Genomic DNA, 24,726 nt, shown 5'->3' with positions numbered 1-24,726 from the left:
TCTCACCGCGTGGCCGGCGCGACCGGCAGGTCGCGCCTTCCGCGCAGCGGCCCGGTCAGCAGGAGCAGCGGGGTCAGGGCGAGCCCTGCGGTGAGCACCCACAGGGCGGGCCGCAGGCCGAGCAGGGTGCCGAGGCCTCCGCCGAGGAGTGAACCGATGGGGATCACGCCGAAGTTCGCGACCGAGATGCTGGCCGAGACCCGGCCGAGCAGCTGGGGCGGACAGTAGCGCTGGCGGAACGCGCCCTGGATCACGTTGGCGAGTACGACACCGAGCGAGAGCACGGCGCTTCCCGCCACCAGCGCGGCCAGTCTCCAGTCCGTGTCGGACAGCGGGATGAGCAGGGCGAACGGGGCGCTGAGGACCGTGGCGACCAGCAGTCCGCGGGCCGAGCCGAACCGCGCGATCACTCGTTTCGCGGCGGTGGCCCCGAGGATGCCGCCGATACTGCTCGACGCGAGGAGCCATCCGGCGGCGCCTTCGGGTATCCCGAGTCCGCGGAGGATGAAAGCCGGCAGGACCGCCGCCTCTGCCGTGAGCACCAGATTGGTGGCGGTGCCGTAGAGGGTGAGCACCCGCAGGTAGGGGTCCTTGAAGGCGAAGCCGAGCCCCTCCTTGATGTCCTGCCTCAGCGCCGGGCGTTCCGGGGGCCGCTCAGGCCGCTCCTCCTGGCTGCGGATGCCGGAGAGGCAGAGCGCGGAGACGAGGAACGTCGCCGAGTTGGCGAGGAGACCGGAGGTGGCGCCGAAGGCCTGGGCGAGCAGCCCGCCCCCGCCGAGACCCGCGACCTGGGCGACCGATTCGCTGCCCTGGAGCTTGGCGTTGGCCTCCTGGAGGTGCTCGGGCTCGACGATGGAGGGCACGTAGACCTTGTAGGAGATCCCGAAGAACACCGCGGCGAAACCGTTGATCAGCGCCACGGTCAGCAGCTGGGTCATCGTCAGGATGCCGAGCCAGCCCGCGACCGGCACGCTGGCCAGGAGCACGAGCGGGATCACGTTGCAGATCTGCATGATCGGGCGCCGCCGCATCCGGTCCACCCAGGCGCCGGCCGGCAGGCCGATCAGCAGCCAGGGCAGCCAGGGCGCCGCGGCCAGCAGACTCGCGGAGAAGACGCTCTCCTTGAGCGTCACCAGGGCGACCATGGGCATGGCGACGGCGGTGATGTTGATGCCGACGCGGTTGGTCGTCTCGCCGATCCACAGCAGCCGGAAGTCGCGGTTGCCGCGCAGCCCTCTGCGCGGCGGCGGTTCGCGGTCCATGCCGGGGGCCCGCTCGGACAGTCCGGCGCTCATGACGTCACCGCCTTGAGTACGGCCCGGGTGAGCAGGGCGCTCCCGTCCGACCAGCGGGTGCGCCGGTCGGTCAGCTCGGCCTTGAGTACGTCGCGCCGGGTCGCCAACGCGCTTATCCCGTCGGATGTGGAGCCGGGTCCGCCGCCGTGGGCGCAGGCCTGGGCCACCAGGTCCGGGGCCAGTCCGCCGTCCTCGACCGCGGGGAAGCGGGCGGCGTCCACCAGCGACCGGCCGGAGTCCAGGGCACCGAGCACGGTCTCGCCGACCAGATGGTGCGCGGCCCGGAACGGCATCCCGTCCAGCACGAGCCGCTCCGCCAGGTAGGTGGCCGAGGTGAATCCGTCCACGGCCCTCTCCGTCATGCGTTCGCGTTCGGGTTCGGTGCCCGCGACCACCAGGCTCAGCAGTGTCACCGCGTCGGTGGTGTCGCTGAGTCCGGGCCACAGGTGGCGTACGGCTTCGGTGCCGACCGCGATGGCGTTGGTGTAGCCGCCGGTGGTCATGGCGGTCGCCGCGCCGACGAAGGCGCCGAGGCTCGCGGCGGACCGGCCCTGGATGTGTTCGAGAAGGAACGGGTTGCGTTTCTGCGGCATCATCGAGCTGGACCCGACGAGGGTGTCGCCCACCCTCAGCAGCCCGAACTCCTCCGACGTCCAGGTGCTCAGGTCGCGGCCGGTGCGGGCCAGCGCGACGCCGAGGACGGCGGACGCGGACAGCAGGTCCAGGACGAAGTCGCGGGAGGCCACCGCGTCGACCGAGTTGGGCGCGGCGGAGCTGAAGCCGAGGAGCTCTGCGGTGCGCCGGGGGTCGATGGGGACGGAGGTCCCGCCGATCGCGCCTGCTCCCAGCGGGTTGACGTCGATCTGGCGTCCGGCGTCGAGCAGCGACTCGTACGCGCGCAGTACGGCGCCGGCGACACCGGCGAGGTAGTGGCCGTAGCCGATCGGCACGGCGGGCTGCCCGTGGGTGTAGGCGGGCATGACGACGTCCCGGTACTCCTCGGCCTTGTCCAGGAGCACCCCCGCCAGCCGGTCGACCGCGTCGAGGAGGGCGAGATAGGGGCCGCGGACCTTGAGCCGGGTGGTGGTGGCGTTGAGGTCGTTGCGCGAGCGGCCGGTGTGCAGGATGCCGCCGGTCCGGTCGCCCAGCTGCTCGATGAGGTGGCCCTCGTAGGCGAGGTAGACGCCGCGCGGCATCGGTCTGGCCCTGACGGGTGCGAAGTCCTGCCCGCGCAGCTCCTCGATGGCGCGCAGCAGGGCCGCGGCCCGGTCCCGGTCGACGATGCCGCGCTCGGTGAGCATGATCAGGTGGGCCCGGTCGACCTCGCTGATGCTGCGCAGCTCCTGCCCGAGTCCGTCGGCGGTGTCCGGCAGGTACTGGTCGTAGACGATTCGGTGCGCCTCGGCGTCGAGCGCGGCCTTGAGCCGGCCGGTGTCGACGCCGTGCGCGGGCGCTGTGGTCATGCGTATGCCTCCTCTGTGTGCAGGTCCGCGTACGACACGGCTTCACCGAGCAGGGCCACGGACCGGCCGGCTGCCTCCGCCGCCCGTCCCGAGCGGTCGGCGACGGCGATGACGTGTCCGACGCGGCCCCGGAAGTCCGCCGCCGGGCCGACCGGTTCGCCGGGGGCCCGGTAGAACAGCGCCTCGACGGTGCCCGGTACGGTGCGGGCCCGGTCCACGGCGTCGTGCAGGGCGGCGGACCGCGCGAGGATGCCGTCCCGGTCGCAGGTGAGGAAGCGGATGGAGGCGCGGGCGTGGCCGACGCGCTCCAGTTCGGGGGCGGCGCCGAGCGCGGCGAGCACCTGGGCGCGTACGAGGTCGATCCCGCAGGCCCTGCGGACCAGTTCGGGGATCATGCCGCCGGCCAGCCTGGGGTTGACCTCGATGACCTGGGCGGTGCGGGTTCCGGTCAGCCGGAGTTCCACGTGGGCGGCGCCCCAGCCGAGTCCGAGCGCGCGCACCGCGCGTACGGCGGTCTCGCGCAGGGCGATCTCCTGTTCGCCGGGGAGTGCGGCCGGTACGTCGTGGCCGGTCTCGACGAACGCCGGGAGCGGGCCGACGTGTTTGGCGACGGTGACGACGGCTTCGGTGCCGAACACCTCGACGGAGAACTCGGGGCCCGTCAGGTACTCCTCGACCAGGATCCGGCCCGGTGCGGCGATGCCCCGTTCGTTGACGGTGGCCGAGAGCAGTGTCCCGGCGTGCTCGGCGACCTCGTCGAGGTCCGTGCAGAGCCGGACGCCCAGGCTTCCCGAGCCCTGTACCGGCTTGACCACCACGGGCAGTCCGATGCGGCGGGCGGCGTCGAGTGCGCCGGCCACCTCGGAGACGGCGGCGAACGCCGCGGAGCCGACGCCCGCGCCGGTCAGGGCCCGGCGCTGCTCGGCCTTGTCGCGGCAGGCCCGTACGGCATCGGCCGACGGGCCGGGCAGCCCGAGCCGGTAGGCCAGTGCGGCGGCGGTGGGTACGTAGTACTCGGAGCTGGTCAGGACGCCCGCGACGGTCGCCCCGTCCTCCAGTGTCCGCACGGCCGCCCACAGCGCGTCCTCGTCGGAGGTGTCCACGGTGACGGTCCGCAGCCGGTCCTCGACGGCGTACGGGTAGCGGCCCGGGTCCGCGCAGAGCAGCACGGGCACCACGCCCAGTTCGGCCGCGCGGCGGGCGAACAGCCGTCCCGTACCGGTGGTGTTGCTCTCCACCAGGAGCAGCAGGCGCTCGCTCATGAGCCGACCACCGGCATCACCACGTCGTCGAAGCCGCGGCGGGCCCACAGCAGCCGGGACCAGGCGGCGGTCGCGTCCAGCGGGTGCTCGACGGTGCGGGGGCCGCCGGCGGCGGGGGCGGGGACGATGCCCTGCTCCTTCAGCCAGGTGTCGTTGTACACCGTGGACTGGTAGCGGTAGCCCTCGTCCGGGAGCACCATCACGACGGTGCTTCCCGGGTTCTGCTCGGCCCACCAGGAGGCGACCTGGAAGGAGGCGCCGCTGGTCGGGCCCATGAACAGGCCGTGCTCGCGGTAGAGCTGGTGGGTCGCGTGGAACGCCTCGGGCGCGGTGACCCAGTGGACCTCGTCGTACGCGGTGTGGCTGACGTTGCCCGGGTGGATGCTGCTGCCGAGTCCGCGCAGGGTGCGCGGTCCGTCGGGGCTGCCGAAGATGATGCTCCCCTGGGTGTCGACGCCGACCAGGTGGAGGGCGGGGCCGGTCTGCCGCAGCGCGGCGGCGAGTCCGCCGGTGGAGCCGCCCGAACCCACCGGGCCCACCAGGCAGTCCACGGCGCCCACGGTGTCCCCGATCAGATCGGCGACGACGCCGTACGCGCCGGGGTTGTCGGGGTTGTCGTACTGGCCGGGGACGAAGGCCTCCGGGTCCTGCCGGCGCAGCTCGGCCACGCGGGCGAGCCGGGCGCCCTGGATGCCGCCGGCCTGGCCGGTGTGCTCGACGATCTCCACGGTCGTGCCGAGCATTTCGAGCCGGGTCCGCAGATCGCGGTCGATCGCCGAGTCTCCGACGATGGTCAGCGGGTAGCCGCGCAGCCGGCAGACCATGGCCAGGCCCAGCGCGAAGGTGCCGGAGGAGGTCTCGATGATCCGGGTGCCGGGTGAGATCAGGCCGGCGGCCTCCGCCCGGTCGAGGATGTAGCGGGCGGGCAGCAGCTTCATCAGGCTGAAGGCGGCCGCGTAGAGGTTGTCGGTCACCTTGATGATGCGGGGCAGCTCCGTCGCCTCCACGATCGAGGAGTGAGCCTTGGGGAGAGTCGTCGTCGTCATGTCAGTCACCCGTTGTGTAGTTCCACTGCTCGTGAATTCCGAGCTCTTGCAGGAGGTCCTGGGCCGTGCCGGTCCGTGCTTCGACCTCGGGGTCGTCCCGGTCGAAGATGAGTCCGGCGATGTCCCCGCTGTGCGCCGCCTGGATTCCGACGGCTCCGGTGGCCCGCGCGATGTCACGGATGCGGTCGAGCCGCGGGATCGGCAGATGGCGCTGGTTGATCTCGGTGCTGGCCGTGGCCACCGATCCCAGCAGGGCCACGTCCTTCATCTGGATGGCCTCCCGGAGCATGGACTGCAGCCGGGTGAAGAGGTCGATCTCGTCCTGCCCGTAGCGGGCCGGCGAGAAGGCCAGGGTGTCCACGCCGCGCCCGCCGCCCTCGGGCCGTGAGCCGAAGCCGAGGATCCGCAGGGCCGGCATCCGGTAGCCGAAGTCCTCGATCACCGTGCCCTCGCGCTGGGCGAACAGGACGGTGGACTCCTCGAACATCAGGGAGTCGGAGGCGGTTTCCGCCCGTACCGCGATCCTGGCGACCTCCTGCGGCGGGAGCGGGCTGACGAACGCGTCCTTGACCGCCCAGATGGCGGCGAGCACATCGCTCGTGGAGGAGCCGAAGCCCCGGCACAGCGGTACGTCACCGGTGAGGTCGAGGTGGCCGCCCGCCGGCTGTGCGCCCGGCGGGGTCACGGCGCGGACCGCGAGTTCGGCCGCGCGCCGTGCCTTGCCCTTCCAGTGCGGCGTGACGGTGACCTCGCCGCCGGGGGCGGGGATGAACGTCGCGCGGGTCGCGTGAATGGTGCAGGGAAGAGTGACGAGACCTCGGGTGAGCCCGCCGTCACCGGTGAACACGCCTTGCAGGATCTCACCGTGGTGGACGGGGGCTGAGGCTACCCCGACACGCCAGCCGGAATGATCAACCATTTCCTTGACTTTCTGTTGCCGGGACCGTGGCCTGCGGATGGCTTCACGCTATGCAGGCCGGAACGTGCCGCCCGGCGGCATGAGCGGCAGCCCGCGGGCAACTTGGGGTGCCGCCCCGGCGGGCCGCACACGCACAGGTGCCCGGGACCGCCGTGGTGGGCGGTCCCGGGCACCTGTGCGGTGTCGGCGGAGATCAGTGACGCGCTCCGCGCAACTCCTCGGCCAGCACCTTTCCGATCTCGCGCAGCGGCTCCGCGGTGGTCATGTCCCAGTGCGCGCAGTCGATGTCGTACTCCTCGATCCGGCCCAGGACATGGGGTGCCCAGGCCTCCGCGCCGGTCGTCGCGGCGGGTGTGCGGGAGGCGTTGAGGAACACCGCGTCGCCGCCGAACCGGCGCTGCGGCACGTACCGGTAGCGCATCTCCAGGTTCCCGGCCGTGACCGCGACGACGGAGGCGGCCTGGTCCGGTTCCAGCGCGCCCAGGATCGCGTCCTCGGCGCGCAGCACGGCGGCCAGCTCCGCCGCGTCCGGCGCCCCGTCGGCGCACCGCACGTCGAGTTCGGCGCCGCGGCCCCCGAGCAGCGCGGTCAGCACCTCGCGGCCGGTGACGGCGGGCGGCCGGAAACCGTCGGGCAGCGGGTAGGAGTCGAGCAGCGCCAGCAGGGCCACCTGCTCGCCCTGCTCCTCCAGCCGGGCCGCGATCGCGTGCGCCACGAGGCCGCCGAACGACCAGCCGAGCAGGTGGTACGGGCCGTGTGCCTGGACCGAGCGGATCTCGGCCGCATAGCTGTCGGCCATCTCCTCGATACCGGCCGGCCGGCCCGCCGGTTTCGTCAGCTCCTTGGCCTGGAGGCCGATCAGCGGCCGCCGTCCGCCGATGTGCCGGAGCAGCCCGGCGTACGACCAGCTCATCCCGGAGATCGCGTGGACGCAGAACAGCGGGGCCTCGTCGGCCTCGGGGGACGCGGCCCGGATCGGCAGCAGCGTCTCCATCGGGTCGCCGCTCGTGTCGGAGGCGATGTGTTCGGCGAGCAGCGCGGGCGTCGGGTACTGGAACAGGTCGCGGATGGTGACCCGGGTCTCCCAGACGGAGCGGATGCGGCCGATCAGCCGGGTGGCGAGCAGTGAGTGGCCGCCCAGTTGGAAGAAGTGGTCGTCGATGGTGACCGACTGCACCCCGAGGGTGGCCGCGAAGAGCCCGCACAGGACTTCCTCCGCCGGGGTACGCGGTGCCCGGCCGCCGCCGGTGGAGGACTGCGGCGGTTCGGGCAGGGCACGGCGGTCGAGCTTGCCGTTGACCGTGAGGGGCAGTGCGTCCAGCGGCACGATGGTGGCCGGCACCATGTACTCGGGCAGTGCGGCGACCGCGTGCCTGCGCAGTTCGGAGGCGTCGGGACTACTGCCCTCCGTGGGCACCACATAGGCCACCAGGCGCTTGTCACCGGGCCGGTCCTCCCGGATCAGCACCGCCGCCTGCGCGAGGGAGGGGTGCCGCAGCAGCGCCGATTCGATCTCACCCGGCTCGATGCGGAAGCCCCGCAACTTGATCTGCTGGTCGGCCCGGCCGAAATACTCCAGCGCGCCGTCCTGGCTCCAGCGGGCCAGGTCGCCGGTCCGGTACATCCGGGAGCCGGGCGCACCGTGCGGGTCGGCGACGAACCGTTCGGCGCTCAGTACGGGCTGCCCGATGTAGCCGTGGGCGAGTCCGTGTCCGGCGACGTACAGCTCGCCGGGGACGCCCGGGGGCAGCAGCCGCAGGTTCTCGTCCAGGACGTAGGCGTGCTTGCCGGCGATCGGCCGCCCGATCGGGATGGCGGGAGCGGGCGTGGTCAGGATGTGGGCGGTGGTGAAGCCCATGCTCTCCGCGGGCCCGTAGCCGTTGACCAGGTGGAGGTGGGGGTGGTCGGCCAGTGCCTTGGCGGTGTGGGCGGGCGAGGCCGCCTCACCGGCGGTCATCGCCTCCTTGATCCGGGAGAACACCACCGGGTGCTCGTCGAGCATGTGGTTGAACAGGCTCGCCGACATCTGGAGGGTGGTGACGCCGTGCCGTTCGACCAGTTCCGCGATCTGGTGCGGGTCGGTGTGCTGGCCCGGCTGCAGGACGCAGACCCCGCCGTGCAGCAGGGGTCCGAAGACCTCCAGGGCGAACGCGTCCCAGGAGACCGGCGAGCTCTGCAGGTAGGTCTGCTCCGGTCCGAAGTCCAGGTAGTCGGGGCCGATGAAGGTGGCGGCCAGCGCCCGGTGCGAGGCTGCCACCCCCTTGGGGAGTCCGGTCGAACCGGAGGTGAACATCACGCAGGCGATGGATTCGGGGTGGCCGCCCGTCTCGACCGGTGTCCCGGGCAGGGCGCTGACGGCGGGGAGCTCCTCGGTCAGGTCGACGACGGTGGCCGGGGTCGACAGTGCTGTCAGGTGGGCCTGGGTGACCAGCGCCGCCGGACCGGTCTGGCCGAGCACGGTGTTCAGCCGGTCGGCCGGGAACTGCGGGTCGAGCAGCGTGTATCCGGCCCCGGCCTTCAGGGCGGCGAGCAGTGAGGCGATGAGCTGCGGGGAGCGCTCCAGGTGGATGGCGACGACGGAGCCCGGTGTGACGCCGCGCGCGGTCAGGTGGCGGGCCAGCCGGTTGGACCAGATGTCCAGCTCCTGGTAGGTGACCTGCTGCTCCTCGTGGACGAGCGCCACCGAATGCGGTGTGCGGGCGGCCTGCTGTACGAACAGCGCGTCGAGTGCCAGGACCGGCGCGGGCGAACGGACGCCGCTCCACTCCCGCAGCCGGCCGTGCTCGTCCTCGGAGACGGTCTCCAGTTCCGCGAGCGGCAGGTCGGGGGCTGTCACGGCCCCGGTGAGGAGCCGGACCAGCCGGTCCGCGGTGGCCTCGATGGTGCGTGCCTCGTAGAGGTCGGTGGTGTACTCGATCAGGATGTCGAGGCCGTCGGGGTGGCCGTCGGCGGTGCGGTTCTCGGCGAAGGCGAAGGTGAGGTCGAACTTCGCCACCGAGGCCTCCGGAGAGGCGAACTCGCTCTCCAGTCCGGCGAGTCGCGGTACCTCGTTACTGGTGTCCCCGACGGTGAGCATGATCTGGAAGAGGGGGTGGCGGGCGGTGGTGCGCTCGGGGTTGAGGGCTTCGACGAGCCGGTCGAACGGCAGGTCCTGGTGGGCCCAGGCGGCGAGGTCGGTATCCCGGACCCGGGTCAGCAGCTCCCGGAAGGTCGGGCCGCCGCTCGTGTCGGTGCGCAGGACCAGGGTGTTGACGAAGAACCCGACGACGTCGTCGAGCTTCTGGTCGGTGCGTCCGGCGACGGGTGAGCCGAGCGGGATGTCGTGCCCGGCGCCGGAGCGGGCGAGCAGCGTGGCGACGGCCGCCTGGGCCACCATGAAGAACGTGGTCCCGGTGTCCTGGGCCAGCGACATCAGGGCGGTGTGCAGTTCGGCGGGGCAGTGCACGGCGTGGGTGCGGCCCCGGTTGGAGGCGGACGCGGGACGGGCGTGGTCCGCGGGGAGGGTGGCCTCCTCGGGCAGGTCCGCGAGGACCTCGCGCCAGTGGTCGAGCTGCCGGTCCTCGTCGCGCTCCAGGATCCCCTGCTGCCAGAGGGTGTAGTCGGCGTACTGGACGGGGAGCGGCTCCCACGCGGGGGCGGCGCCCTCGGTGCGGGCCTCGTAGGCGGTGGCCAGGTCGCGGAAGATCGGGCCGTTGGACCAGCCGTCGGACGCGATGTGGTGGATCACCAGCAGCAGTACGTGGTCCGCCGCCCCGATCTCCAGCAGCCGGGCCCGGAAGGGGATTTCGGCCGCCAGGTCGAAGGTACGGGCGGCCTCGGCGGCGAGCCGCTCCGGGAGCGCCTCCTGAGTGGTGCCGATCAGCGGGAGGTCGACGCCGGCCGGGGGCAGCACGTGCTGGTAGGGCGTGCTCTCGTGCGTGGGGAAGACGGTACGCAGGCCTTCATGACGGCTGATCAGGTCCGTGAGGGCCAGCTGGAGCGCCTCGTGGTCGAGAGTGCCCCTGAGACGCAGGGCGAGGGGGATGTTGTAGGTGGCGGACGGGCCTTCCAGCTGGTCGAGGAACCACAGCCGCTGCTGGGCCGAGGACAGTGGTACGCGCTCCGGACGCTCCTGCGGCGTCAGCGCGGGCCGCTGCTCCCCGCTGCCCTCTGCCGCGATCCGCTCGGCCAGCTGTGCGACCGTCGCGTACTGGAACAGGTCCCGGATGGTGATCTCGGTGTCCCAGACGGCACGGATACGGCTGATGAGGCGGGTGGCGAGCAGGGAGTGTCCGCCGCGCCGGAAGAAGTGGTCGTCGATGGTGACCGAGGGCAGTCCGAGAACGGCCGCGAAGAGACCGCACAGGACTTCCTCCGCCGGCGTCCTGGGCGGGCGGCCCCCGGCGTCGGCGGTCAGCAGCGGCGCGGGCAGGGCGCGCCGGTCGACCTTCCCGTTGGCGGTGAGCGGGATCTCGTCCAGGACCACGAAGGCGGCCGGGACCATGTACTCCGGGAGTCCACCGGAGATCTCGCGGTGCACGGACTCCGTGTCGACGCGGGCGCCTTCGGTGGCGACGAGATAGGCGACGAGGCGCTTGTCGCCCGGCCGGTCCTCCCGGACGACGACGGTCGCCTGGCCCACACTGGCGAGCGCGGTCAACGCCGTCTCGATCTCGCCCAGTTCGATACGGAAGCCGCGCAGCTTCACCTGCTGATCGGCACGCCCGAGGTATTCGAGGGAGCCCTCGGCGTTCCAGCGGACCAGGTCACCGGTCCGGTACATCCGCGTACCGGCGGGGCCGTACGGGTCCGCGACGAAGCGCTCCGCGGTCAGCGAGGCACGGTTGAGGTAGCCCTGCGCCAGACCGGTCCCCGCGATGTACAGCTCACCGGGGGCGCCGGGCGCGGCGAGTTGCAGCGCGGCGTCCAGGACGTAGGCCCGGTGGTTGTCGAGAGGCTCCCCGATCGGGACGGCACCCGCGTGGTCCAGGGGGCGTTGGATGCGGTGGGTCGTCGCGAAGGTGGTGGTCTCCGTCGGACCGTACCCGTTGACGACGGTCACCTCCGGGCAGTGCTCCATGACCCGGCGCACCGCCTCGGGCGGCACCACGTCGCCGCCCGCCCACACCTCGCGGACCCCGGCGAACGCCGCGGGCGCCTCCTCCGCCATCACGCGGAACAGCCCGGCCGTCAGCCACAGCGCGGTGACGCGGTGCTCGGCCAGCAGCCGCTGGTAGTCGGCCGGGGCGAGGTGGCCGCGCGGTGCCACCACGACCGTGCGGCCGTTCAGCCACGGGACCCAGATCTCGTACGTCGAGGCGTCGAAGGCCGCCGGCGAGTGGAACAGCACGCGCCGGTGCGCGCCGTTGGCGTACATGGTCTGCGCGGCCAGGTCCGCGACGTTGCGATGGGTGACCGCGACGCCCTTCGGCACGCCCGTCGAGCCGGACGTGAACATCGCGTAGACGGGCTGGTCGGGGTGGATGGAGAGGTCCGGAGCGGTGGCGGGCAGGTGGCCCAGCTCCGTACCGGCGCCCAGCACGACGACCTGCGCGTCGGCGTCCAGGACGACCTGGTGGTCCGACAGCGCCTGATCGGTGAGCAGGACGGGCGCCCCGGTATCGGCGAGGATCCGGACGAGCCGGCTGTCGGGGTCACTGGTGTTCAGCGGGGCGTACACGGCCCCGGCCTTGACCACGGCGAGCAGAGCGGTGAGCAGTTCGGCCGACCGCTCCATCAGGACGGCGACCACGTCGTGCTGCCGGATCCCGAGGCCGATGAGGTGGTGGGCCAGCCGGTTGGTCGCTTCGTCGAGTTCGGCGAAGGTCAGGTCGTGGTCCGCGTCCACCAGGGCTATCGCGTCCGGGGTACGGGCGGCCCGGTCGGCGAAGAGCTCCGCCAGGCTCTTCCCGGACGATCCGGTGACGGCGCCGCTCCGCTCCTCCAGGAGCAGCCGCCGCTCGTGCTCGCCCAGCAGGTCGAGGACGGAGAGCGGGGTGTCCGGCGAGGTGACCACGGCCTCCAGGAGCCGGTTGAGCCGCGCCATGAGCGCCTCGATCGTCCGGGCGTCGTAGAGGTCGGTGGCGTACTCGATGGTGATGTCGAGCCCGTCCGGCCGGCCGTCGCGGGTGCGGTGCTCGGCGAAGCCGAACGTCAGGTCGAACTTGGCGATCTGGAGTGCGCTGTACTCGGTACGGGCGTCGAGCCCCGGGAACCCGATGACGTCGGACCCGGCCTCGCCCATGGTGAGCATCACCTGGAACAGCGGGTGGCGGGATGCGGAGCGCTCGGGGTTCAGCACCTCGACCAGCCGGTCGAACGGCAGGTCCTGGTTGTCCCAGGCGGCCAGGTCCGTCCTGCGGACCCTGGAGAGCAGTTCGCGGAAGCTGGGGTCGCCCGTGACGTCGGTACGCAGCACCAGGGTGTTGACGAAGAAGCCGACCAGCCCGTCGAGCGCCTCGTCGATGCGCCCGGACACCGGGGAGCCGATCGGGATGTCGAGGCCGGCGCCGGAACGCGACAGGGCGGTCGCGACGGCGGCCTGGACGGCCATGAACAGCGTGGCGCCGGATTCCCGCGCGAGGTGGGTCAGACCGGCGTGGACGTCGGCGGGCAGCCGGGCGTCGCAGGTGGCTCCCACGTAGGAGGCCGATGCGGGGCGCGGCCGGTCGGCCGGAAGTGTCCCCTCCTCCGGCAGGTCCGCCAAGGCCGAGCGCCAGAAGTCCAGTTGGCGTGATCCCGCGCTCTCGGGGTCGTCGCCCTCGCCCAGCAGCTCCTGCTGCCAGAGGGTGTAGTCGGCGTACTGGACCGGCAGCGGCTCCCAGTCGGGTACGGCGCCCCGGACCCGCGCCTCGTAGGCGGTGGCGAGGTCCTGGAGCAGAGGGGCGGTCGAGCCGCCGTCCGACACGATGTGGTGCATCACGATGAGCAGGACGTGCTCCCGCTCACCGAGGGCGATCAGTCGCGCCCGGACCGGCAGGTCCACGGCGAGGTGGAAGACCTGCGCGGACTCCTGCGCGAGGACGGCCGGCAGCGTCGCGGCGTCGGCCGGTACGACGTCGAGCGCGAGCTCCACCTCTTCCTCGGCCAGGATGCGCTGGTACGGGGTGCCGTCCTGGTCGGGGAAGAGGGTCCGCAGGCTCTCGTGCCTGCCGACCAGATCCAGGAGCGCCGACTGTAGGGCGGGGCGGTCGAGTTCGCCGTTCAGTCGCACGGCGAGCGGGATGTTGTAGGTGGTCGACGGGCCTTCCATCTGGGCGATGAACCAGAGCCGCTGCTGGGCGAAGGACAAGGGGATCACTTGGTCGCTCCCATCCGGCGCATCGGCCGAAGTCTGGGCCGCGCGGCCGAGGCGCCGTCGAGCTTCTCGACGAGCGTGGCCACGATCGGGTTCTCGAAGAGGGTCGCCACGGAGAGCTCGACCCCGAGTACGGTGCGGATCCGGCCGGCGAGCCGGGTGGCGAGGAGGGAGTGCCCGCCGAGGTGGAAGAAGTGGTCGTCGATGGTGACCGAGGTCAGTCCGAGGACCTCCGCGAAGAGGCCGCAGAGCACTTCTTCCTTGGCGGTACGCGGTGCGCGCCCGGTGGTGTCGTTGACGGTCTGCGGTACGGGCAGGGCGCGCCGGTCGACCTTGCCGTTGACGGTGAGCGGGATCTCGTCCAGGACCACGAAGGCGGACGGGACCATGTAGTCGGGCAGCAGCCCGGACACCTGCCGCTGTACGTCGCCGGGCTCTATCCGTGCGCCGTCCACCGCGGTGAGGTAGGCGACGAGGCGTTTGTCACCGGGCCGGTCCTCGCGGACGACGACGGTGGCCTGGGCCACGCCCGGCCGGCCGACGAGCACGGTCTCGATCTCGCCGGGTTCGATGCGGAAGCCGCGCAGCTTGACCTGCTCGTCGGCACGGCCCAGGTACTCCACCGAGCCTTCGGTGTTCCAGCGGACCAGGTCACCGGTCCGGTACATCCGCGTACCGGCAGGACCGTACGGGTCCGCGATGAACCGGTCGGCGGTCAGCGACGGGCGGTCCAGATAGCCCTGCGCCAGACCGGCACCCGCGATGTACAGCTCACCCGGCGTACCCGGAGCGACCAGCCGCAGCCCCTCGTCCAGGACGTACACCCGGTGGTTGTCCAGCGGCTCCCCGATCGGGATGGCACCCGCGTAGTCGAGGGGCCGGTGGATGCGGTGGGTGGTGGCGAAGGTGGTGGTCTCCGTCGGACCGTAACCGTTCACCACGGTCACCTCCGGGCACCGGTCCATGACCCGGCGCACCGCCTCCGGCGGCACCACGTCACCACCGGCCCACACCTCACGCACCCCGGCGAACGCCTCCGGAACCTCCTCCGCCATCACACGGAAGAGTCCTGCGGTCAGCCAGAGCGAGGTAATGCCGTGTTCGGCCAGCAGCCGCTGGTAGTCGGCCGGGGCCAGGTGTCCCGCGGGGGCGATGACGAGTGTGCCGCCGTTCAGCCACGGCACCCACATCTCGTACGTGGACGCGTCGAACGCCATCGCCGAGTGGAACAGCACCCGGCTGTGCGCGCCGTTCGCGTACATCGTCTGCGCCGCCAGATCCGCGACATTGCGGTGGGTGACCGCGACGCCCTTCGGCACCCCCGTCGAACCGGACGTGAACATCGCGTACACCGGCTGATCCGCATGGACCGCGACCGCCGGATCGGAGGAATCACCCTCACCGCCCGAGACCGACACCGGGTTCAGCACCCGGACGCCCGCCGGCACCGCCCACACACTCGCGTCCCGGTCCGTCACGACATGCGACACACCCGACTGACCAACAATCAACTCCACCCGCTCAGCCGGATAACGGGTATCCAACGGCACATACACCGCACCCGCCTTCACCACGGCCAACGTCATCACCACAGCACTCACCGAGCGCTCCAGGAACAACGCCACCCGACCCCCCGGCCGCACCCCCTCACCGATCAACCGATGTGCCGCCACGTTCGCCAACGCGTCCAGCTCACGGTAGGAAAGCTCACGCCCCTCACCCACCACCGCCACCGCATCCGGCGTCCGCGCCACCTGCGCCGCGAACAACGCACCAAGCCCCACACCCGGAGAACCGGTCACCTCACCCGACCACTCCCCCAACAACACCTCACGCTCACCAGCGGACAGCAACTCAAGCTCACCCACCGGCACATCCGGAGCCGACGCCGCACCCTCCAGCAACCGCACCAGACGCTCACCCGCCAACTCCACCGACCGCGCGTCAAACAGATCGGTCGCATACTCGATCGTGATGTCCAGCCCACCCGGCCGACCCTCACCCGTCCGATGCTCCGCGAAGCCGAAGGTGAGGTCGAACTTGGCGATCTCCACCTTCGAGAACTCGTACTCCGCCTCCAGACCGTGGAGTTCGGGGGCCTCTGCGGACATGTCGCCGACGGTGAGCATGACCTGGAAGAGGGGGTGACGGGCGGTGGTGCGCTCGGGGTTGAGGGCTTCGACGAGCCGGTCGAACGGCAGGTCCTGGTGGCTCCAGGCGGCAAGGTCGGTCTCCCGGACCCGCGTCAGCAGCTCCCGGAAACTCGGGTCACCGCTGGTATCGGTCCGCAGGACCAGGGTGTTCACGAAGAACCCGACAAGATCGTCGAGGGCCTGATCGGTGCGTCCCGCGACGGGTGAGCCGAGCGGGATGTCGTGCCCGGCGCCGGACCGGGACAGCAGGGTCGACACCGCCGCCTGCGCCACCATGAACAGGGTGCTGCCGGTGTCCTGGGCCAGCGTGGTGAGCGCATCGTGCAGCCCCGCCGTGCAGTGCACGGTGTGGGTGGTGCCCCGGTTGGACGCGGTGGCCGGCCTGGGCCGGTCGGCCGGGAGCGTGGCCTCCTCCGGAAGTTCGGCCAACACGGTTCGCCAGTAGTCGAGTTGACGTTCCTCGTCGCTGCCAAGAAGTCGTTGCTGCCAGAGTGAGTAGTCGGCGTACTGGACCGGGAGCGGCTCCCACGCGGGGGCGGCGCCCTCGGTGCGGGCCTGGTAGGCGGTGGCCAGATCGCGGAAGAGCGGGCCGTTGGACCAGCCGTCGGAGGCGATGTGGTGGATGACCACCAGGAGGATGTGCTCCTGCTCGCCCAGCGAGACCAGGTGCGAGCGGATCGGCGGCTGGACGGCCAGATCGAAGGTGGCCGCCGAGAGCGCCGCCAGCCGTGCGGTGAGCTCCTCCTCGGTGGTGTTGATCAGGGGCAGCTCCATGTCGGCCGGGGGCAGGACGTGCTGGTGCGGGGTGCCCTCGTGGGTGGGGAAGACGGTGCGAAGGCCTTCGTGACGCGTGGTGAGGTCGGTGAGGGCCAGCTGGAGTGAGCGGTGGTCGAGGGGGCCCTTGAGGCGCAGGGCGAGGGGGATGTTGTAGGTGGCGGACGGGCCCTCCATCTGGTCGAGGAACCACAGCCGCTGCTGGGCCGAGGAGAGCGGGATGCGCTCCGGACGCTCCTCGGGCATGAGGGCCGGCCGGGGCAGTTCGCCGCTGCTCTCGGTGACGCACTCCGAGAGGGCGAGCACGGTCGGGTTGCGGAACAGGTCCTTCACGCCGAGCTGGACGCCGAACGCCCGCCGGATGCGGCTGATCAGCCGGGTGCCGAGCACCGAGTGGCCGCCCCGGTGGAAGAAGTGGTCGTCGATGGTGACCGACGGCACTCCGAGAACGGCCGCGAAGAGGCCGCAGAGCACTTCTTCCTGCGGTGTGCGCGGCGCACGTCCGTTTGTGGCGTGCGCGATCTGGGGCGCGGGCAGGGCGCGCCGGTCGACCTTCCCGTTGGTCGTGAGCGGGATCTCGTCCAGGACCACGAAGGCGGCCGGGACCATGTACTCGGGCAGGGCGGCCGTGACGTGTGCCCGCAGCTCTGCCACGTCGATGCGGGCGGCCTCGGTGGCGACGAGGTAGGCGGCGAGGCGCTTGTCGCCGGGCCGGTCCTCCCGGACGACGACGGTCGCCTGGCCGACACTCGGGTGCGCGGTCAACGCCGTCTCGATCTCGCCCAGTTCGATGCGGAAGCCCCGGAGCTTGACCTGCTGGTCGGCGCGGCCCAGGTATTCGAGCGAACCCTCGGCGTTCCAGCGGACCAGGTCGCCCGTGCGGTACATCCGCGTACCCGGCTCCCCGAACGGGTCGGCGACGAAGCGCTCCGCCGTCATGCCCGGCCTGCCGAGGTAGCCACGGGCGAGACCGGCGCCGGCGATGTACAGCTCGCCGGGGGTGCCCGGCGGGACGAGCCCCAGCCCCTCGTCCACCACGTACACCCGGTGGTTGTCCAGGGGCTCCCCGATGGGGATGGCACCCGCGTAGTCCAGGGGGCGGTGGATGCGGTGGGTGGTGGCGAAGGTGGTGGTCTCCGTCGGACCGTAACCATTCACCACGGTCACCTCCGGGCACCGGTCCATGACCCTGCGCACCGCCTCCGGCGGCACCACGTCACCACCGGCCCACACCTCACGCACCCCGGCGAACGCCTCCGGAACCTCCTCCGCCATCACCCGGAACAACCCGGCCGTCAGCCAGAGCGAGGTGATGCCGCGTTCGGTCAGGAGTCCGCCCAGGGTCCCGGGGTCGAGGTAGCCGGGGGGTGCCACGACGACCGCGCCACCGTTCAGCCACGGAACCCAGATCTCGTGTGTCGAGGCGTCGAAGGTGTGCGGCGAGTGGAAGAGCACTCGGGTGTGGCCGCCGTTGGCGTACATGGTCTGCGCGGCCAGGTCCGCGACGTTGCGGTGAGTGACCGCGACGCCCTTCGGCACCCCCGTCGAACCGGACGTGAACATCACGTACAGCCACTGGTCGGGGTGGGTGGGCAGGGTCGGCGGCGTCGACGGAAGGTGGGCGAAGCCCGAGGTCCCGTCGAGCACGACGGTCTGCGCGGTGGTCCGGGCCACCACCGGGTGCTCTGCCAGCACCTTGTCCGTGAGCAGGACGGGCGCACCGGTCTCCGCGAGGATCCGCAGCAGGCGGCTGTCCGGGTCCGCGGTGTTGAGCGGGGCGTAGACGCCGCCGGCCTTGACCACCGCGAGGAGCCCCGTGAGCAGGTCCGCCGACCGCTCCATCAGGACGGCGACGACGCTCTCCTGCCGGACGCCGAGGCCCACGAGGTGACGGGCCAGCCGGTTGGCGTCCGCGTCCAGCTCCGCGTAGGTCAGCTCCCGGACGCCGTCGACCACGGCGATCGCGTCCGGGGTACGGGCGGTCTGCGCGGCGAACAGCTCCGCGAGCCCGGCTTCGGGGGAGGCGGTGACCGCGCCGTTCCATTCCTCCAGCAGTTGGTGCCGCTCGTCGGGGCCGATGAAGTCGAGCTCGCGGACCGGGACTTCGGGGCGTTCGACAGCGTCGCCCAGCAGCCGGACCAGTCGGCCGGTGACCGCCTCTACGGTCCCGGCGTCGTACAGGTCCGTGGCGTACTCGACCCTGATGTCCATCCCGTCCGGGCTGCCGTCCGCCGTGCGGTGCTCGTGGAAGGAGAAGGTCAGGTCGAACTTGGAGATGTCCAGCGAGGTGAAGCCCGACTCGGCCGAGATGCCCGGCAGTTCGACCGTGGGCGTGACGGCCTCCTGGAGGGTGAGGACCACCTGGAACAGCGGGTGCCGGGCGGTGGAGCGCTCGGGGTTGAGGGCCTCCACCAGCCGGTCGAAGGGCAGGTCCTGGTGGGCCCAGGCCGCCAGGTCGGCGTCCCGTACCCGGGTCAGCAGCTCACGGAATCCGGGGTCGCCCGTGAGATCCGTGCGCAGGACCAGGGTGTTGACGAAGAAGCCGACCAGGTCGTCGAGGGACTGCTCGGAGCGGCCCGCGATCGGGGCGCCGATCGGGATGTCCTCCCCGGCGCCGGAGCGGGACAGCGCGGTCGCGACGGCGGCCTGGGCCACCATGAACAGCGTGCTGCCGGTCTCCCGGGCCAGCCGGGTCAGCGCGTCGTGCAACGCCGCCGGAACGTGGACGCTGTGGGTGGTGCCGCGGTAGGTGGCCACCGCCGGGCGGGGGCGGTCGGCCGGCAGCGTGGCCTCGTCGGGCAGCCCGTCCAAAGTCTCGCGCCAGAACTCCGCCTGCCGCTCCCCGTCCGCCGCGAGGAGTTCCCGCTGCCAGAGGGTGTAGTCGGCGTACTGGACCGGCAGCGGCTCCCAGCCGGGGGCGCCGCCCTGGGTGCGTGCCGTGTAGGCGGCCGAGAGGTCCCGCAGCAGCGGGGTGGTGGACCAGCCGTCGGAGGCGATGTGGTGCATGACCACGAGCAGCACGTGCTCCTCGCCGCCGAGCGCGAACAGGACTGCCCGGACGGGCAGTTCGGATTCGAGAGCGAAGCTGCGGGCGGCGTGATCGCCGAGTTGCGCCGCCAGCGTCTCCTCGGTCGCCGCGACGACGGGCAGTGCCACGTCGACCTCGGCCGCCGGGAGCTGCCACTGGTAGGCGGCGTCGTCCGCCATGCCGAAGAGGGTGCGCAGCGACTCGTGCCTGACCACCAGGTCGGTGAGCGAGAGCTGAAGGGCCTGCGTGTCGAGTGCGCCCTTGAGGCGCAGCGAAAGCGGAATGTTGTACGTCGCGGACGGGCCCTCCAGGTGGTGCAGGAACCAGAGGCGCTGCTGGGCCGAGGAGAGCGGTACCCGCTCGGGCCGGTCGGCCTGCCGCAGGGCGGGGCGCTGTACGGCCTGCTGCTCGCCGCCCGCTTCGACGTACTCGGCCAGAGCGGCCACCGTCGGGCCCTGGAAGAGGTCCCGGACGGTGATCTGGACGCCGAAGGTCTGCCGGATGCGGCTGATGAGGCGGGTGGCGAGCAGGGAGTGCCCGCCGAGGTGGAAGAAGTGGTCGTCGATGGTGACAGACGGCAGTCCGAGAACCTCCGCGAAGAGGCCGCACAGCACTTCCTCGCCCGGTCCACGGGGCGCGCGCCCGGTGGTGTCGTTGGCGGTCTGCGGTACGGGCAGGGCGCGTCGGTCGACCTTGCCGTTGACGGTGAGCGGGATCTCGTCCAGGACCACGAAGGCGGACGGGACCATGTACTCGGGAAGGACGCCGGCCAGCGCTCGGCGCACGGCCTCTGTGTCGATGCGGGCAGGGCCGGCGGCGACGAGATAGGCGACCAGGCGCTTGTCGCCCGGCCGGTCCTCGCGGACGATGACGGCCGCTTGGCCCACGCCCTCCTGGGCGCTCAACGCCGTCTCGATCTCGCCGGGTTCGATGCGGAAGCCGCGGAGCTTGACCTGCTGGTCGGCGCGCCCGAGGTACTCCACCGAGCCCTCGGCGTTCCAGCGGACCAGGTCACCGGTCCGGTACATCCGCGTACCGGCAGGACCGTACGGATCAGCGACGAACCGGTCAGCGGTCAGCGACGGGCGGTCCAGATAACCCTGCGCCAGACCGGCACCCGCGATGTACAGCTCACCCGGAGTACCCGGAGCGACCAGCCGCAGCCCCTCATCCAGGACGTACACCCGGTGGTTGTCCAGCGGCTCCCCGATCGGGATGGCACCCGCGTAGTCCAGGGGGCGGTGGATGCGGTGGGTCGTCGCGAACGTCGTCGTCTCCGTCGGACCGTAACCATTGACGACGGTGAGTCCCGGGCAGCGGTCCATCACGCGGCGCACGGCCTCCGGCGGCACCACGTCACCACCGGCCCACACCTCACGCACCCCGGCGAACGCCTCCGGAACCTCCTCCGCCATCACCCGGAACAACCCGGCCGTCAGCCAGAGCGAGGTGATCCGGTGCTCCGAGATCAGACCCTCGTACGCTGCCGCGTCGAGGTGTCCCGCGGGGGCGACGACGAGGGTGCCGCCGTTCAGCCACGGCACCCACATCTCGTACGTGGACGCGTCGAACGCCATCGCGGAGTGGAACAGGACCCGGCTGTGCGCACCGTTCGCGTACATCGTCTGCGCCGCCAGATCCGCGACATTCCGGTGGGTGACCGCGACGCCCTTCGGCACCCCCGTCGAACCGGACGTGAACATCGCGTACACCGGCTGATCCGCATGCACCGCGACCATCGGATCGGACGAATCACCCTCACCGTTCAGGGCCGGGCTCAGCACCCGGACGCCCGCCGGCACCGCCCACACACTCGCGTCCCGGTCCGTCACCACATGCGACACACCCGACTGACCAACAATCAACTCCACCCGCTCAGCCGGATAACGGGTATCCAGCGGCACATACACCGCACCCGTCTTCACCACGGCCAGCGTCATCACCACAGCACTCACCGAGCGCTCCAGGAACAACGCCACCCGACCCCCCGGCCGCACCCCCTCACCGATCAACCGATGTGCCGCCACGTTCGCCAACGCATCGAGCTCGCGGTAGGAAAGCTCACGCCCCTCACCCACCACCGCCACCGCATCCGGCGTCCGCGCCACCTGCGCCGCGAACAACGCACCAAGCCCCACACCCGGAGAACCGGTCACCTCACCCGACCACTCCCCCAACAACACCTCACGCTCACCAGCGGACAGCAACTCAAGCTCACCCACCGGCACATCCGGAGCCGACGCCGCACCCTCCAGCAACCGCACCAGACGCTCACCCGCCAACTCCACCGACCGCGCGTCAAACAGATCGGTCGCATACTCGATCGTGATGTCCAGCCCACCCGGCCGACCCTCACCCGTCCGATGCTCCGCGAACGAGAACGTCAGGTCGAACTTGGCGAATCGCAGCCAGGTGAACTCCGATTCGGTGTCCAGGTCCTCGGCGGTGAGTGTCGGGGTGGCCGCGTCCGTGAGCGTCAGCATCACCTGGAACAGCGGGTGCCGGGCTGCCGAGCGGTCCGGGTTGAGGGCCTCCACCAGCCGGTCGAACGGCAGGTCCTGGTTGGCCCAGGCGGCGAGGTCGGTCTCCCGGACCCGCGTCAGCAGCTCCCGGAAACTCGGGTCACCGCTGGTATCGGTCCGCAGGACCAGGGTGTTCACGAAGAACCCGACAAGATCGTCGAGGGCCTGGTCCGTACGGCCGGCGATCGGTGAGCCGAGCGGGATGTCGTGCCCGGCGCCGGACCGGGACAGCAGGGTCGACACCGCCGCCTGCGCCACCATGAACACCGAGGCACCCGATTCGCTCGCCAGCTCCGCGAGCGTGGTGTGCACGGCCTCTGAGCAGTGCACGGTGTGCGTGGCGCCCCGGTAGGAGGCGACGGCCGGCCGCTGCCGGACGGCGGGCAGGGTGACCTCCTCCGGGAGGTCTGCCAAAGCCTGCTTCCAGTGGTCGAGTTGACGGGAGGCGACACTGTCCCGGTCCGCCGGGTCACCGAGGACGCCCCGGTGCCAGAGGGCGTAGTCCGCGTACTGGGCGGGCAGCGGCTCCCAGGCCGGGCGCTCGCCGCGGGAGCGGGTCGCGTACGCGGTGCTCAGGTCGCGCATCAGCGGCTGGTAGGACCAGCCGTCGGAGACGATGTGGTGCATGACCACCAGGAGTACGTACTCCTGCGCGCCGAGGCTGAACAGCCGTGCGCGGAAGGGCAGATCGGCCGCCAGGTCGAAGACGCGCTCCGACTCGGCGGTGATCAGCGCGGCGACGGTCTCCTCGGTTGCGGTGGTGAGCGGCAGCTCCACGCGGACGTTGTCGGCGGGCAGGATTCGCTGGTAGGTCTGTCCCTCGGCCTGCCCGAACGTGGTGCGCAGGCTCTCGTGCCGTCCCGCGACATCGGTGAACGCCGCTTCCAGGGCGGTCACGTCGAGCTCGCCCCGCACCCGGACGGCGAGCGGGATGTTGTAGGTGGCCGAGGGGCCCTCCAGCTGGTCGAGGAACCAGAGCCGCTGCTGGGCCGCGGAGAGCGGCAGCGGCTCCGGCCGTGCCTGCGCCGTCAGGGCCGGACGGGCGGGCTCGCCGCCGCCCGTGGCGACGTACTCGGCGAGCAGGGCCACGGTCGGGTACTCGAAGAACTGCCGCAGCGTCAGCTCGACGTCGAGCACGCCGCGCACCCGGCTCACCAGTCGGGTGGCGAGCAGGGAGTGGCCACCGATCGCGAAGAAGTCGTCGTCGATACCGACCGACGGGAGGCCCAGGGAGTGGGCGAACAGCCCGCTGAGGACCTCTTCCACGGGGTTGCGGGGGGCCCGGCCGTTGCTTGCCGTGTTCGCTCGGGGGGCGGGCAGCGCGCGCCGGTCCAGCTTGCCGTTCGGGGTCAGCGGGAGGGCTCCCAGCGGCACGACGGCCGAGGGCACCATGTACTCGACGAGCTGTTCGCCGACGTGGCGGAGGAGTTCGGCACCGTCCAGGACCCCGGCCTCCGCCGGTACGGCGTAGGCCACCAGGCGTTTGTCGCCGGGCCGGTCCTCGCGGACGATGACGGCGGCCTGGGCGACGGAGGGGTGGCGGACGAGCACGGTCTCGATCTCGCCGAGTTCGATGCGGTTGCCGCGGAGTTTGACCTGCTGGTCCGCGCGGCCGAGGAAGACGATCTCGCCGTGCTCGTTCCAGGCGGCCAGGTCGCCGGTGCGGTACATGCGGCTGCCGGCGGGTCCGTACGGGTCGGCGGTGAACCGTTGCGCGGTCATGGCCGGGAGTCGGCTGTAGCCCTGGGCGAGGTGCGGTCCGGCGACGTAGAGTTCCCCGGTTTCGCCGGGGGCGGTGTGGCGCAGTCCGGCGTCCAGGACGTACATGGCGGTGTTCGCCATCGGGATGCCGAGGTGCAGCCGGTCGAGGGTGCGGGTCTCGGGGGTGAAGGCCTGGTAGCTGCAGAAGACCGTTGCCTCTGTGGGGCCGTAGACGTGGACGAACGTGGTGTCCGGGCAGTGGTCCAGGGCGCGTTGGAGGGCGACCCCGGACAGGACGTCGCCGCCGGTCCAGATCTCGCGCAGCTGCTTGAGCGCGTCGATCGCCTCGCCGGCCATGGCGTCGAAGAGGGCGGTCGTGAAGTAGGCGGCGGTGACGTCGTGGCGGGCGATGGCCTCGGCCAGTTCACCGATGTCGATCTTCGGGGCGGACAGGACGACGGCCAGTCCGCCCCGGAGCAGCGGGACCCAGAGTTCGTAGGTGGAGGAGTCGAACGGCAGCGGCGAGTAGGCGAGGACGCGCTGGTGGGCCTGGGCGCCGAAGCCGGGGTCCAGGGCGAGTTCGACGACGTTGCGGTGGGTGTTGACGACGCCCTTGGGGGTGCCGCTGGAGCCGGAGGTGAACATGATGTACAGCGGCTGGTCGGGGTGGACCGTGACATCGGGCGCCGTGGGCGCGGTGTCGGCCGTGGCGCTCCGGTCGTCGAGCCGCAGGGTGGGCAGGTCGGCGGCGAAGTCCGTCTCCCCGGCGGCGCGGTCGGTCACCAGGAGGGTGGCGCCGGTGTTTCCGAGGATCCAGCCGAGCCGCTCGGCGGGCTGGCGGGGGTCGAGGGGAACGTACGCGCAGCCGCTCTTGAGTACGGCGAGGACCGTGATGACGTAGGCGAACGAGCGGTCGAAGAGGAGTCCGACGGCGTCGCCGGGGCGCAGCCCGTCGGTGACGAGCCGGTGCGCGAGTGCGTTGGCCGCGCCGTCCAGCTCCCGGTAGGTGAGGCTGCGGTCCTCGCGGACGAGGGCGACGGCCTCCGGGGTGCGGGCGGCCTGCGCGGCGAAGAGCGTGTGCAGCGCACCCTCGGGAAGGTCCTCCGCCGTGTCGTTGTACGTGGCGACGTGTGCGGGGACGTGCGCGGGTTCGCCGACGCCGAGGGAGAGGGCTGGGTCTGCTTGCGGCTGGGACATCTCGACACCTTCTTGGTAGCTCGGATCTCGTGGTCTCGCGGCGTGCCGGGAGACCGACGGAGCCACGGTGGATGACGTGCGGATTGATGC

At 71.7% G+C, this 24,726-nt stretch carries 7 protein-coding genes; all 7 read right to left on the bottom strand.

What is annotated here, in order from left to right:
• Window positions 1-2: 2 nt before the first annotated feature.
• Window positions 3-1,295: an MFS transporter gene (locus ACFVQ0_RS23165; protein ID WP_390090895.1), complete on the bottom strand. Its 1,293-nt coding sequence runs from the start codon at window positions 1,293-1,295 to the stop codon at window positions 3-5.
• Window positions 1,292-2,758 (bottom strand): argininosuccinate lyase, encoded by a 1,467-nt coding sequence (argH, locus tag ACFVQ0_RS23160; protein WP_390090893.1) that lies wholly within the window; start codon window positions 2,756-2,758, stop codon window positions 1,292-1,294. The genes ACFVQ0_RS23165 and argH overlap by 4 nt, the downstream gene beginning before the upstream one ends.
• Window positions 2,755-4,020 (bottom strand): ATP-grasp domain-containing protein, encoded by a 1,266-nt coding sequence (locus tag ACFVQ0_RS23155; RefSeq protein ID WP_390090891.1) that lies wholly within the window; start codon window positions 4,018-4,020, stop codon window positions 2,755-2,757. Before ACFVQ0_RS23155 ends, argH begins: the two co-directional genes overlap by 4 nt.
• A complete protein-coding gene (locus tag ACFVQ0_RS23150; RefSeq protein WP_390090889.1) occupies window positions 4,017-5,066 on the bottom strand; it encodes a PLP-dependent cysteine synthase family protein in 1,050 nt (349 codons plus the stop codon). The genes ACFVQ0_RS23155 and ACFVQ0_RS23150 overlap by 4 nt, the downstream gene beginning before the upstream one ends.
• Window position 5,067: 1 nt before the next feature.
• A complete protein-coding gene (locus ACFVQ0_RS23145) occupies window positions 5,068-5,913 on the bottom strand; it encodes a kinase (RefSeq protein ID WP_390090887.1) in 846 nt (281 codons plus the stop codon).
• Between the two features lie 265 nt (window positions 5,914-6,178).
• A complete protein-coding gene (locus tag ACFVQ0_RS23140) occupies window positions 6,179-13,264 on the bottom strand; it encodes an amino acid adenylation domain-containing protein (protein WP_390090885.1) in 7,086 nt (2,361 codons plus the stop codon).
• Window positions 13,261-24,636 (bottom strand): amino acid adenylation domain-containing protein, encoded by an 11,376-nt coding sequence (locus tag ACFVQ0_RS23135; RefSeq protein WP_390090883.1) that lies wholly within the window; start codon window positions 24,634-24,636, stop codon window positions 13,261-13,263. Before ACFVQ0_RS23135 ends, ACFVQ0_RS23140 begins: the two co-directional genes overlap by 4 nt.
• Window positions 24,637-24,726: the final 90 nt, after the last annotated feature.

The organism is Streptomyces sp. NPDC057900 (genome assembly GCF_042887885.1).
GTDB lineage: Bacteria > Actinomycetota > Actinomycetes > Streptomycetales > Streptomycetaceae > Streptomyces.
The sequence above is the reverse complement of the archived record's forward strand: the minus strand, read 5'-3'. Positions and strand labels throughout refer to the sequence as shown.

Bases quoted from the DNA above. Each gene is read 5' to 3' on its own strand.
- ACFVQ0_RS23165 (WP_390090895.1), bottom strand. From the start codon at position 1,295: ATGAGCGCCGGACTGTCCGAGCGGGCCCCCGGCATGGACCGCGAACCG.
- argH (WP_390090893.1), bottom strand. From the start codon at position 2,758: ATGACCACAGCGCCCGCGCACGGCGTCGACACCGGCCGGCTCAAGGCC.
- ACFVQ0_RS23155 (WP_390090891.1), bottom strand. From the start codon at position 4,020: ATGAGCGAGCGCCTGCTGCTCCTGGTGGAGAGCAACACCACCGGTACG.
- ACFVQ0_RS23150 (WP_390090889.1), bottom strand. From the start codon at position 5,066: ATGACGACGACGACTCTCCCCAAGGCTCACTCCTCGATCGTGGAGGCG.
- ACFVQ0_RS23135 (WP_390090883.1), bottom strand. From the start codon at position 24,636: ATGTCCCAGCCGCAAGCAGACCCAGCCCTCTCCCTCGGCGTCGGCGAA.